The sequence below is a fragment of the Streptomyces sp. DG2A-72 genome, assembly GCF_030499575.1.
Lineage (GTDB): Bacteria > Actinomycetota > Actinomycetes > Streptomycetales > Streptomycetaceae > Streptomyces.
In genome coordinates this window covers 445,597-458,036 of sequence record NZ_JASTLC010000001.1, presented here as the reverse complement: position 1 = coordinate 458,036, position 12,440 = coordinate 445,597, and the positions used below count along the sequence as shown (strand labels likewise).

Below are 12,440 nucleotides of genomic sequence, written 5' to 3'. Positions count from 1 at the left end.
CGTTCCCGCTCAGGGATGGATGGTGTGGCGGACTGCGGCTACAGGCCGCGACACGGAGTGGCTGGTCGTGAAGAGAATCACGACGAGGCGGGCGGTCCAATTGTCGTTCTCGAAGGCCGTCCGGATCGTCCGCCAGAACTCCTGGCTCATGACTCGGGTGTCACCTCCTTTGCCGTTGACGCACCAGCTTGGTGGCGGCTGTTGACAACTGTTGCACTGTCTGAGGCATCGGGGCCGAGTGCCTCATGGTCCGGGGAGGGACCTTTCGGATGACGGCCCAGGCCTGGACAGCGGATGGTCCCGAGATCGGTAGCAACCAGTGCGGACTTCTGCCGGGGCAGACCTCGCGGCTCAGGTCGGCTCCTTGGCCGTGGCCGGTGCACTGGCCGGCCGCCGACTCACCGGGTGGTGACCGGGATCAGCGCCGCTCTTGCTGGATGCCGGCCCGTTGACGAAGCAGGGCCCAGCTGCCTGGCCTACCGGGTCACAGGGATGCCAGCCAGGCCGCCGTGTCATTGGGGTGGCCGAAGCGGAGGGTGTCGAGAGGGGCGAAGCGGGGATCGCGGACAGGGTGCTCGACTTCGCGGCGGCGGTCCCCGTGTTGGGACCAGGCCCACCACGCCGGGTGTTCCCGGCTCAGCCAGCCCGTCCAGGTTTCCCTGTTGCCGCCGAAGAGGACCTCGCGTCTTAGGGTGCGCCGGAAGGACCGGCGCAGTACGCGGGGCATGATGATGCGTTTGGGATAGTCCAGCCAGATCACGGTGTCGGCCCGGTCCCAGAGCAGGTCACGGACTTCCGGATAGCCGAGAGAGTCGATGATCCAGCGAGGCTCGGCGGTGAGCCTTGATACGTCTTCGGTCAACTTGCTGTTGGTGGCCCAGTCGGGGCCGTTGAAGTACAGCGCGTCCATCTCGTGGTAGGGCAGGCCCAGACGACTGCTCAAGGTTTGGGCGAGCGTCGATTTGCCCGCACCGGTGACACCCGCTACCAAGATCCGGTCCACGGGCGCACCCTATGCCGGCGCCCTGGGAGGAACGCTCCTGCGCTCCTCACCTGCCACCACGGCTCACCGAATACGGCGACGTTTTCGTGGGGCCCAGCTTTCGGTCTGCGGGGTGGGGTGGGCGTTGTGACTGTGGCGCGTGCGCCGCTGAGCCGGGGCAGGGCGGCGGCGGGCATTGTCTGCCGCCGCCCTGCCATGAATCCAAGAGGCCCTCTGTTCAAGCCGGCCTGTGCTTCCTACGCGATCACCGGGCGGCGATCGTCTCGGCGGCCGCGGCCGCGGCCTCGTCCACCGCCACGGGGGCGGGGTTCTTCGGGCCGCGCAGGGCGATGTAGACGAACAGCGCGCCCATGACGGCGACGCCTGCCCACATGGCCTGCTGCCAGCCGTCGACGAAGGACTGCTGGGCGCCATGGACGATCTGCTGCGCGTGCGAGCCCGTGCTGCCCGAGACCTCGACGGCGTTGGCGATGCCTTCGCGGGCGGTGTCCGCGGTCCCCTGGGGGACGCCGTTAAGCCTGTCGTCGATGGCGCTGCGGTAGCCGGCGGACAGGAGCGCGCCCAGCATGGCGACGCCCAGCGCGGTGCCGAATTCGCGGGTGATGTCGTTGAGTGCGGAGGCGACGCCCTGTTTCTCACGCGGCAGCGAGCTGGTGATGGCCTCGGTGGAAGGCGTCATGGACAGGCCCATGCCGATGCCCATGGCGAGCATGCCCGGCAGGATGGTCAGGTAGCCGCCGTCCACGGAGACGAACAGCGCCATCAGCACCAGGCCGACACCGGCCAGCGCGATGCCCACGGCCATGGTCGAGCGGGAGCCGATGCGGGCGGCAGTCTTGGGGGCCAGGCCGGAGGTCGTCATCATCATGACGGCCATCGGCATCATGGCCACCGTCGACAGCAGACCCGACCAGCCGAGCACCGCCTGGAAGAACGGGAACAGGACCACGGCGATGCCCGCCTGGACACCGAAGACCACAAGCAGCGTGATGGAGCCGCCGCCCAGGCCGCGCTCACGGAACAGGCGTACGTCCAGCAGGGATGCGTCCCGGCGGTGCAGCTCCCAGGCCACGAAGACTATGCCGGCGATGACGCCGACGGTGAGGCTGATCAGCGTCGCGGGGGCGGTCCAGCCGCGATGCGGTCCCTCCTGCAGGACGAAGATGAGGCCGATGACGGCGACGGTGGAGACCAGCGCGCCGATGGTGTCGAAGGAATGGGCCGAGCGCTCACGGGAGTTGGGCACCGACTTCAGTGTCATGCCCAGGGCCACGATGACCAGGGCTACCGGCAGCACGAACAGCCAGCGCCAGTCCGCGACATCGACCAGGAGGGCGGAGAGGAACATGCCCAGGATGCCGCCGCCTCCGGCGACGCCGGTCCACACGCCGATCGCCTTGCCGCGCTGCTCCTCGGGGAAGGTGGAGGTGATGACGGCAAGGGTGATCGGCATGATCATCGCGGCGCCGATACCGCCGGTCACACGGGCCGCGATCATGATCTCGGCGGTCGGGGCCAGGCCCGCCAGGACGTTTGCGACACCGAAGATGCCAAGTCCGGCGACCAGCATGGGCTTTCGGCCCAGTCGGTCACCGATTGCCCCGAGCGGCAGCAGTAGGGCGGCCAGGGCCAGGGTGTAGACGTTGATGATCCACAGAACCGTGTTCTGTGAGGCACCGAACTCGACTGCCATGTGGGTCTGGGCGACGTTCAGCCCGGACACCGACGCGATGACGGCCATCAGCGCGATGGAGACGGCGATCAGGATGGTGCGCAGCTGACGCGCGTCCGGTGCGCCGCCTTCGCCGCCGGCTACGGCGGCGGCCCCCTGTGCGGGCTGGTTCGTACTCATGGATTCCTCTCAAAAAGGGCATGGGGGAGTTCGGCGTCGGACCCTGCCCGGACGCCGGATGCGGATGGAAGGAGCAGCGGTGCGCGCTGCCGACGTCAGGCGGTGGCGGTACCGCTCTCGGCCGTGGCGAGGGCCGCGTCGGTGTCGGCCGTGGCCAGCAGGGCGTTGATGTGGGATGCGGCCAGGGTGCCGGCCTGGGTGGTCAGGTCAGTCGGCAGCTTCAGTCCGTCCAGGCCCTCGGTGCGGACCTGCATCCGGATGGCGACCGTGAGAACGCGGCGGGCCTGAACGCCCTGTCGGCCAGGCGCACGCCCGCGACACGGCCGTCATCGGCCTTCACGACCTCTTCCAGGGGATGTCGACGACACGGATTCCCCGGGCGGTGAAGCTGGCGCGAGTGTCCTCGTCGAGTGCGGTGTTGCGGGTGAAGTAGACGCGGTCGTCGGTCAACTGGCGGAACAGCAGGGCGTGGTGGATGGATGCAGGGCCGGTGGCGAGGACGCCGATGGGCTCGTCGCGTACCTCCCAGCCGTGGCGGTACGGGCAGTGTGCGACGCTGTGTCCCCAGTGTTCGGCGAGCCCGGGGACGTCGGGCAGCACGTCCCGCAGGCCGGTGGCCACCACCGCACGGCATGCCGTGGCGGCCAGGGTGATGGTGAAACGCAGATCCCCGTCGGGCGAGGGGGCGGCGGGCTCAGCCGAGGCCACCTCGCCGAAGACGACCCGGCTGTCGTACCGGCGCACCTGCTCCCGGCGGGAGCAGGCGAGCACCAGCGCACCGTTCAGGCCCGCGGCGCCGCCGCCGATCACCACGGCGCCCACGGTCTCACCCGGCAGTGCGTCACTCGCGTACGCGGAAGTCTGCACGGACATCTTCTCGCGCCCTTTCTGTCGTGCGCGGCCCCAGCCCGTCCGGGCCATCTGGCTTTGACGTTAATCCAGAGTTGCATCAAGGGCATATACTCTTGCCTATGACGCAAGAAGATGGTGCGCTGGACAGCCTCGTACGCAAACGCATCCGCGCTCTACGGGTCGCACAGGGCTTGTCCCTGGAGGAACTGGCCAGCCGCGCACACCTCAGCCAGTCCTCGCTGAGCCGCATCGAGAACGGCCGGCGCCGCCTCGCGCTGGACCAGCTCGTCACCCTGGCCCGCGCCCTGGACACCACCCTCGATCAGCTCGTCGAGAACGCCGCCGACGATGTCGTCATCAGCCCCATGATCCACGGTGCCCACGGCCTGATGCGCTGGCCGATCAAGGGCGAGCCCGGCATGAGCGTCATGCGTCAGCGGCTGACCGAGCCGCCGCCGGACAACCCGTCGCGCATGCGCGCCCACCCGGGCCGGGAATGGCTTGTCGTGCTGTCCGGCACCGCGATCCTGATGCTGGGCCACCGCCGCTTCCGTATGGAGACCAACCAGGCGGCCGAGTTCCCGACGATGATGCCGCACGCCATCGGCGCCGACGGCGGCCCCTGCGAGATCATGGGCATCTTCGACCGCGACGCCCGCCGCGGACATCGCGACACCGGCGATCAGCCTGACAACGGAGACGGTGACCCGCAAGGCACCTGCCCCTAGCCGCTGCCGCCGGCCAGCCCGCAGGGGCGCATCTTGCGCGCCTGGCAGCACGCAAGGCCATCACCTTGCGTAATCCGCAAGCAGGCATGCTGAAAACGCATGAGCGGCTTACTGTCGCGGTATGACCCATACGCATACCTCCCACCACGGCCACCACCAGCAACGCGGCACCGACAGCGGGCAGGCGGAGATCCTCGACCTGGACGCGGAAGTCCTCGCCGAGCACATCGCCGCCATCACCGAGTGGCTGCCCCTGAAGACCGGCCCGCACCAGATCCTGGACCTGGCTTCCGGCACGGGAGCGGGCACCTTCGCGCTCCTCGACCGCTTCCCCGAGGCGCACGTCATAGCCGTCGACGCCTCGCCCGGACATCTGCAGCGACTGTGGGAGAAGGCGTGTGCCCGCGGTGATGACGACCGCGTACGTACGGTGCAGGCAGACCTCGACGACGTCACCTGGCCCGATCTCGGCACACCCGACCTGGTGTGGGCATCGGCCTCGATGCACCACATGGCCGACCCCGACCACGCCCTGCGCACTGTCCACGACCTGCTCGCACCCGGCGGCCTGTTCGCCGTCGTCGAGCTGGCCGGCTTCCCCCGCTTCCTGCCCGAAACCGCACCCGAAGACCGACCGGGACTGGAAGAGCGCGCCCACGCCGTGACCGACCGCTTCCATGCCGAGCACGTACCCCACCGCGGCGCCGACTGGGGACCCATGCTGAGCGCCGCCGGATTCACCGTCGAAGGCGACCTCACCCTCGCAGTCGACATCGACGGGTCCCGCAATACGGCGATCGGCCGCTACGCCCTGAGCGCACTGCGGCGCATCCGCAGCGCTGCCGCCGCGGGGCTTGCGGCGGAAGACCTCGCCGCGCTCGACCGACTGCTCGACACCAGCAGCCCGCACAGCATCCTGCACCGGGATGACCTCGCGGTACGTACCGAGCGCACGGTCTGGGCCGCGCGCCGCAACTGACGCGCCATCCGCGACGGGGTTTGCCCGTGCGGCAGCTCAGCACCCCATGCCTTGCCTCAGGCGCAAGCGATGACGCCTGAGGCAGTGGCCCGGTTGACCGGGCGACAGAGCCCGCACAGCCCTCCTGCACACCACAATCCGCCGCGAGAGCCCCGCGGCGGAGCGTTCACGGCGGCGAGGAAGGAGCACTCCCATGACTGCACCTAGGTCCACCTTCGGCGCGGATGCGGCAGGCAGCAGCAGCGCAAGCGGCGTTCCTGCCGCGTACGAAGCGTGGCCCAGAGGCCGTCGGGAGGAGATCGCCGGAGCGAACGGCAAGGCCATGGTCGTCTCTGACCGTGACGGCCGCGCACTGGGGCGGCGTACAGATCGACGGCGCGGCGGAAGTCCCTGCCGGCTGCCGGCTGGGTTTCTCCCAGGGGCGAGTTACGACCCCTCATCAGTGTTCGACGGCACCTACCGGGCGGCGCCCCAGGGCCGCCGTATAGAGGTGGGGCGGCTGACCTAGCCGCGCAGCACCGAGGCCATCCTGGCCCCGGTCGACCTGGGTGAGCGCGCCCTCGTCCACGACACGGCCTACCAGAACTGACCTCACCTACCTCCGTGCGCTGGAGTAGGCCGACTGGGAGGCCGCCCGGGCCATGTGTGCTGAAGCGGCCACCGTCTGGCACAACGACGGCAAGGGCGAGCAGGCCATCGAGGAGAACATCCAGAACCTGGCGGGACGGGTCGACGCCATCGAGTCGATGCGCTACGACGTCGTCCGCCAGCTCTCCCAGTCCGGCGAGGGAGTGCACCAACTTCGTGCCCAGGCAGAACGGTTGACAGACAGCCACCGAAGGAGGGCTGAGCCGGAGTCAGGCCGTGCGGCTGCGGGGCCCGCCCGGTCGGCCGCGGCGCGCCGCCGACGACGTAGAAGAGTCGGGGGCCGCGGCGGTGTTCGCCCCCTCACGTGATCTGGATGATGTGCTTGCCGCGGGCGCCACCGACTTCCAGGGCCCGGTGGGCATCGGCGATCCGGTCGAGAGGGTGGACGGTGTCCACGACGGGGACGATGTCGCCGTGCTCCGCGTAGCGGGTGATCTCGGTCAGCAGCTCGGTGTCGGGGTTGCCGCTGAAGACGCGGATGCGTCTGCTCCCGTGGATGGTCGAGGCGAGGATGGCGGCGAGGCTGACGAGAGGCCCGTTGAAGTCGACGGTGACGGCGACCATGCGCCCGCCGGGTGCCAGCAGGCGGCGGAAGTGGGACTGCTGCGTGCCGGCGGTGTCGACGATGACGTCGAAGCGGCCCAGGTCAGAGAGGCGAGTCGTGCGGTAATCGAGTGCTTCGTCGGCGCCCAGGCGGCGGACGAAGTCGAGGTTCTTCGCACCCGCGAGAGCGACGACGCGGGCACCGAAGAGCTTGCCGATCTGCACCGCGACGCTGCCCACGCCTCCGCTGCCACCACGCACCAGGAGTCGCTCACCGGGTTTGATGGCGGCCTTCTCCCACCCGCACCGCGCTTGCCACCGCTACCCTTGCCGAGCAACTCGCCCTGTGCGTGGCAGCCTTCGATGAGGCTCTCGCCGACCCTGATCCCGGGCACGGCCTGTACGCACTCCTGGAGAAGGTGTGCACCACACAGGTGACCGACCGAGGCTTCGCCTCCGTATTCCTGGATCAGTTCCCCGATGCCCTTAATCACGATCACGATCACGAACGCGACTGCGCCGAAGAGGGTCTGGCGCGGCTGGTCCAGCGTGCCCGCGAGATCGGACAGCCGTGCGACGACTTCGACCCCGCCGACATCACCCCCCCTGCTCCTGGCCAACAGCGGCCTCGCCGGACTACCGAGAGAAACGGCCCTCGCTGCCTCCCGGCGCCTGCTCGCCTATCTCTTCCAGGGCCTCCAGACACGAGCGCCTCTTAGCCCACCTGATGCGTATCCGTCGCCTGGTGCGTGACTTCGAGCGCCGCACCACCAGTGCCGAGGCGATGGTCTACTGGTCGATGACCACGTGGTCTTGCATGGGTGAGGGCGTCATGGCGCGGGCGATCTGGGCCGGGCTGGTCACGTTCGGGCTGGTCAGCGCGCCCGTCGGGCTGTACAGCGTGACCGAGGAACCGGTGCGTCAACGAGCGCACCGGCAAGGAAGTCCCGAGCGAGGCATCGTCAAGGGCTTCGAGGTGACCGAGGTGACCAGGGGAGTACGTCCTCTTGAAGTGCTCACGTGACTGGATCCTCCCGGCTGCCGGGGGCGATGAAGCCGCATGCGGAGCAACGCAGGGAGGTCTTCGGGGCGGGGACCTTATGCAGGGTGCCGCCGTCGCGGTCGGTCTTGTAGGTCAGCAAGCCTCGACGGGCCCCCTCCCGAGGCGCCGCACGAGGTCGCGGCGGAGGAAGTCGTCCTCCACAAACACCGCGGACAAGGACAAGAAGAGCGAGCTGCAGCAGCTGAGCAAGGCCGAGCTGCATCCCCGGGCCGGGGAACAGGACATTCCCGGTCGGTCGAAGATGAGCCGTGACCAACTGATCGACGCCCTCACCGGTATCGGACGCGACGACAGGAAAGGTGACCGCCTGACTCCGGCTGGCGGCTGGTGTGCGGCTGCCGTGTGTGTCCCTCCTCGTCCTCCGGGAACTCGGCCCGGGAACAGGGATGAACGAGGAGGAATCGTGCAGCTGTCATTTCTGGGACCACTGTTCGACCGTCGTGGCCCATGGGCCACCGTGTACTTCGACCCCGCTCAGAATGACGAGTCGGGGGCCAAGCGGCGTGAGCTGTCCGTACGGGAAGCCTGTCGGAACCTGGAGGAGGAAGGCGCCGACGCGGCGACCGTGCAAGCGGTGCGCGAGGCCCTGACGAACATCCGGCCCGCGGACGCCCCGGCCGGCCGAGCGATCTTCGCCGCCGGAGGAGAGGTGGTGCTCAGCCTCAATCTCTCCCGGCCGCCGCAGCGGCAGATCGCCCGCTGGACCGCCCTGCCCCGGCTCACACCGCTGCTGGAGCTCTCCGCTCAGGATCCGGTCTGCCTGGTGGCCTACATCGACCGGACCGGCGCCGACTTCGAACTGCGCGGGGCGACCGGTCCGCAGGACGCCGGGCAGGTCGAGGGCCGGCACTGGCCGGTGCACCGTACGGCCTCGGCGGACTGGTCGGAGCGGCATTTCCAGCTGAGGGTCGAGAACACCTGGGACCACAACGCCCGTGAGATCGCCGAAGCGCTGAGTTCGGCGTACGCGGAGTCCGGCGCCGACCTGGTCGTCCTGGTCGGCGACCCGCGCGAGCGGCCTGCCGTGCGGGACGAGCTGCCCGAGGCCGTTCGGGAGGTCACGGTGGAAACGGAGCATGGTGGTCATGCCGCCGGCTCCTTCTCTCCCGCGCTGGAAGAGGCCGTCGAGCAGGCCCGCCGGGAGTACACCCGGCGTCGCATCGAGGAGGCGCTCGACCGGTTCCGTGCCGGACGGAGCGGCACCGACGGGCCGACGGACGCGGTGGAGGGCGTCCCGGCCCTGGTGGAAGCCGTCAGGGAGCACCGCATCGATACGCTGCTGATTCGTCCCGATGGGGCGGATCTGGCCCGTGAGACATGGGCGGGTGACGATCCCGACCAAGTGGCGGTGCGTCGCACCGATGCGCGGATCCTGGGTGAGGGCGATCCGTTCCCGGTGCGGGCCGACGACGCACTGCTGCGGACGGCAGCGGTGACCGCCGCCGACGTGCTGATCATTCCCCCTTCGGACGGCGAGGGCAGGGACGTCCCGGCGGGTGGCCTCGGCGCCCTGCTGCGGTGGACGTACGCCTCGGCGGGCTGAGCACCGACACCCGCGGCGCGAACCGGCGACCACCTGCACTCAGCCCGGTTGAACACCATGCCGATGAGCTGGAAGGAACGCCTGCTGCCAGGTTTTCGCCGGAGTGATCGGGTAACCCGGCGCACATGCGCAATCCCCTGTCGAAGATCGAAGTCCTGGAGGACGCCGACCTGCTCGACCGTGTCGCGGCCCCCGTACGGACGGGTGTCCACGCTCTGCCCCTCGGGCCCCTGCGGGACGTGCTGCGCGGCCGTTGGCAGGGCCACCCCCTGCACCCGGTGCTGGTGCAGACCCCCATCGGCGCCTGGACGTCCGCCGCGGTGCTCGATCTGACCCGCGGCAATGAGCGCGCGGCCCGGCTGCTGGTCGCCGTCGGGCTCGCCGGCGCCGCCCCGGCCGCGCTGGCGGGGGCCGTCGACTTCGCGGACCAGCTACCCGAGCAGGAGCGCGTGGGCGTGGTGCACGCGGCGGCGAACACCGTGGCCATCGCCTGCTACGCCGCCTCGCTCGCGGCCCGCAGCAGGGGCCGGAGCGGTCGGCTGCTCGGCTTCGCCGGACTCACGGCCGCCACGGTCGGCGGGTTTCTCGGCGGCCACATGGCGTACCGGCAGGCCGCGGGGGTGAACCACAGCGAGGCCGTGCCGCATCTGATCGACGCGGGCTGGCATGCGGTCGGTGACCCGGAGGAGTTCCCGCGGGGCAGTGTCGTCCGGCGGATGGTCGGGGAGGTGCCCGTGCTGCTCGTACGGGACTCCGACAGTCCCGGAGAAGTACACGCGCTGGCGGAGCGGTGCGCCCATCTGTCGGGCCCTCTGTCGGAGGGCGAGATCAGTGACGGATGCGTGACCTGTCCCTGGCACGGCAGCACGTTCCGGCTCGCGGACGGCGCCTGCGTGGCCGGCCCGTCCACGGCACCGCAGCCCTCCTTCGACGTACGCCTCAGCGACGGCCTGGTCGAGATCCGGCTACGGGAGGGACACGCGCATTGATCGGTGCGGGGGACCGCGCGACGACCGACCAGCCAACCGGCCGACCCAGTCGATGAGCCGAGGGAGAAAACGTCATGACCACGCACGAACGCCGTCCCGCCGACGACGCGAAGCAGCGGCAGCGCGACGCCCACCGCGCCCCCGACCCCGCCGGTGGCCCGCTCACCACGGATCAGGGAGTGGTGGTCGATCACACCGACGACTCTCTCCAGGCGGGGGAGCGCGGCCCCACGCTGATGGAGGACTTCCACTTCCGGGAGAAGCTCACCCGCTTCGACCACGAGCGGATCCCGGAGCGCGTGGTGCATGCCCGAGGGGCCGGCGCGTACGGCTACTTCCAGCCGTACCAGTCCTGTGCGGAGTTCACCAAGGCCGCCTTCCTCCAGGATCCGTCCGTGCGGACGCCGGTGTTCGTGCGCTTCTCCACCGTGCAGGGCCCGCGCGGCTCGGCGGACACGGTGCGCGACGTCCGCGGCTTCGCGACGAAGTTCTATACGTCGGAGGGCAATTACGATCTTGTCGGGAACAACATGCCGGTCTTCTTCATCCAGGACGGCATCAAATTTCCCGACTTCGTGCACGCCGTGAAGCCGGAACCGCACAACGAGATCCCCACGGGCGCGTCCGCGCACGACACCCTCTGGGACTTCGTCTCCCTCCAGCCCGAGACCTTGCACATGATGATGTGGCTGATGTCCGACCGCGCCATTCCGCGCAGCTACCGGACGATGCAGGGCTTCGGCGTGCACACCTTCCGGTTCGTCGACGCCGAGGGCAACGGCACGTTCGTGAAGTTCCACTGGACGCCCGTGCTGGGCGTTCACTCGCTGGTGTGGGACGAAGCGCAGGAGACCCAGGGCCGTGACCCGGACTTCAACCGCCGTGACCTGTGGGACAACATCGCGGCCGGCAACTACCCGGAATACGAACTGGGTGTGCAGTTGGTGCCGGAAGAGGACGAGCACTCCTTCGACTTCGACCTCCTGGACGCCACGAAGATCATCCCGGAGGAGGAGATCCCCGTCCGGCCCATCGGCCGCATGGTCCTCGACCGCAACCCGGAGAACTTCTTCGCCGAGACCGAACAGGTCGCCTTCCACACGGCCAACGTGGTGCCGGGCATCGACTTCACCAACGACCCGCTGCTCCAGGCCCGCAACTTCTCCTATCTGGACACTCAGTTGATCCGCCTGGGCGGCCCCAACTTCGCCCAGATTCCGGTGAACCGGCCGGTCGTGGACGTCCGCACGAACCAGCGGGACGGCTTCCACCAGGGACAGATACACAGCGGCACCAGCTACAGCCCCAACTCCCTGAGCGGCGGCTGCCCGGTGCTCGCCGGGGCTGCCGATCCGAGCGCGTACAGCCATCTCCAGGAGCGGGTGGACGGGAACAAGATCCGCAAGCGCAGCGAGAGCTTCAAGGACCACTACACCCAGGCGGCGCTGTTCTTCCTGAGCATGTCCGACTGGGAGAGGCAGCACATCATCGACGCTTTCCGTTTCGAGCTCGGCAAGGTCGGGTCCATGCAGGTACGGCAGCGGACCGTCGAGCAACTGGGCCATGTGCACCACGGATTGGCCGCCGCCGTGGCCGAGGGCATCGGTGTCGAGCCGCCCGACAAGGAGGACACCCCGCAGCCGGAACCCTCCCCGGCGCTGAGCATGACGAGCGACAAACTCCGCGGCGACGGCAGTATCCGTACCCGGCAGGTCGCGGTCCTGGTCGGCGATGGTGTGGACGCGGCCCAGGTCGGCACCGTGCGGGAGGTCATGGAGGACGGTGGCGCGATCGTCGAGGAACTGGCCTTCCACGACGGCACGGTGCGCGACAGCGACGACGGCCGGCACCAGGTCGACCGGGCGCTGCCCACGGTCGCGTCCGTGCTCTACGACGCGGTGGTCGTCCCGGGCGGCGCGCGCGAGCTCGCCGGCGACGCGACGGTCCAGCGGTTCGTACGGGACGCCTACCGGCACGGCAAGCCGGTCGGCGCCCTGGGCAGCGGCGTCGATCTGGTCGCCATGCTGGAACCGGACGGCCTGCGGCTCGCCGGAGACGGCGACGGCACCGTGGCCGACCGCGGCGTGGTCACCGAGACGTCGACCGGGCCGGCCAGCGAGAGGTTCCTGTCGCAGCTGACGGCCGCGATCGCCGCCCACCGCCACTGGGACCGGCCGCCGGTACGCCGCTGAGCGTCGGCGCCGGTGCCCACCGGCCCTGCTCGTTCCCCGAAACCGCCG

General features: G+C 69.7%; 10 protein-coding genes and 3 pseudogenes. 7 read left to right on the top strand and 6 right to left on the bottom strand.

The window, feature by feature from the left end; translation table 11 throughout:
* Positions 1-9 precede the first annotated feature (9 nt).
* The 4 genes and pseudogenes from QQY66_RS02430 to QQY66_RS02415 all read right to left on the bottom strand — a co-directional run bounded on the left by QQY66_RS02430 (position 10) and on the right by QQY66_RS02415 (position 3,728).
* Positions 10-150, bottom strand: coding sequence for a hypothetical protein (locus tag QQY66_RS02430; RefSeq protein ID WP_301977342.1), 141 nt, complete (start codon positions 148-150; stop codon positions 10-12).
* 334 nt (positions 151-484) lie between these two features.
* Positions 485-1,003, bottom strand: coding sequence for an adenylate kinase (locus QQY66_RS02425; RefSeq protein ID WP_301977340.1), 519 nt, complete (start codon positions 1,001-1,003; stop codon positions 485-487).
* 244 nt (positions 1,004-1,247) lie between these two features.
* Positions 1,248-2,855, bottom strand: a complete 1,608-nt coding sequence (locus tag QQY66_RS02420; RefSeq protein WP_301977339.1) for an MFS transporter — start codon at positions 2,853-2,855, stop codon at positions 1,248-1,250.
* Between the two features lie 95 nt (positions 2,856-2,950).
* Positions 2,951-3,728: pseudogene (locus tag QQY66_RS02415) on the bottom strand (NAD(P)/FAD-dependent oxidoreductase).
* Between the two features lie 98 nt (positions 3,729-3,826).
* On the opposite strand from QQY66_RS02415, the gene QQY66_RS02410 reads away from it, so the two are divergent.
* From QQY66_RS02410 to QQY66_RS02400, 3 genes are all read left to right on the top strand, one after another.
* Positions 3,827-4,435 (top strand): helix-turn-helix domain-containing protein, encoded by a 609-nt coding sequence (locus QQY66_RS02410; RefSeq protein ID WP_301977338.1) that lies wholly within the window; start codon positions 3,827-3,829, stop codon positions 4,433-4,435.
* A gap of 121 nt (positions 4,436-4,556) precedes the next feature.
* Positions 4,557-5,414 (top strand): trans-aconitate 2-methyltransferase, encoded by an 858-nt coding sequence (locus QQY66_RS02405; protein WP_301977337.1) that lies wholly within the window; start codon positions 4,557-4,559, stop codon positions 5,412-5,414.
* Positions 5,415-6,055: 641 nt separating this feature from the next.
* Entirely contained in the window at positions 6,056-6,370 is a 315-nt protein-coding gene (locus tag QQY66_RS02400; RefSeq protein WP_301977336.1) for a hypothetical protein, read from the top strand.
* Here the strand turns inward: QQY66_RS02400 and QQY66_RS02395 are convergent.
* Positions 6,363-6,902, bottom strand: a pseudogene (locus QQY66_RS02395) (zinc-binding dehydrogenase); the annotation flags it as partial. The gene QQY66_RS02400 and the pseudogene QQY66_RS02395 sit on opposite strands and share 8 nt — an antisense overlap.
* Before the next feature lie 430 nt (positions 6,903-7,332).
* Between QQY66_RS02395 and QQY66_RS02390 the strand changes: the two are divergent.
* Entirely contained in the window at positions 7,333-7,629 is a 297-nt protein-coding gene (locus QQY66_RS02390; RefSeq protein ID WP_301977335.1) for a hypothetical protein, read from the top strand.
* Positions 7,630-7,636: 7 nt separating this feature from the next.
* Here the strand turns inward: QQY66_RS02390 and QQY66_RS02385 are convergent.
* Positions 7,637-7,747 (bottom strand): annotated as a pseudogene (locus QQY66_RS02385) (RNA-guided endonuclease TnpB family protein); the annotation flags it as partial.
* Between the two features lie 324 nt (positions 7,748-8,071).
* Between QQY66_RS02385 and QQY66_RS02380 the strand changes: the two are divergent.
* The 3 genes from QQY66_RS02380 (at position 8,072) to QQY66_RS02370 (ending at position 12,392) form a co-directional block, all read left to right on the top strand.
* The gene (locus QQY66_RS02380) at positions 8,072-9,211 is read left to right on the top strand and encodes a Vms1/Ankzf1 family peptidyl-tRNA hydrolase (RefSeq protein WP_301977334.1); all 1,140 of its coding nucleotides are present in this window, start codon (positions 8,072-8,074) and stop codon (positions 9,209-9,211) included.
* A 125-nt stretch (positions 9,212-9,336) separates the two neighbouring features.
* On the top strand, positions 9,337-10,200 hold the full coding sequence (locus QQY66_RS02375; protein ID WP_301977333.1) for a Rieske (2Fe-2S) protein: 864 nt from the start codon (positions 9,337-9,339) through the stop codon (positions 10,198-10,200).
* Positions 10,201-10,274: 74 nt separating this feature from the next.
* Positions 10,275-12,392, top strand: coding sequence for a catalase (locus QQY66_RS02370; RefSeq protein WP_301977332.1), 2,118 nt, complete (start codon positions 10,275-10,277; stop codon positions 12,390-12,392).
* Positions 12,393-12,440 lie beyond the last annotated feature (48 nt).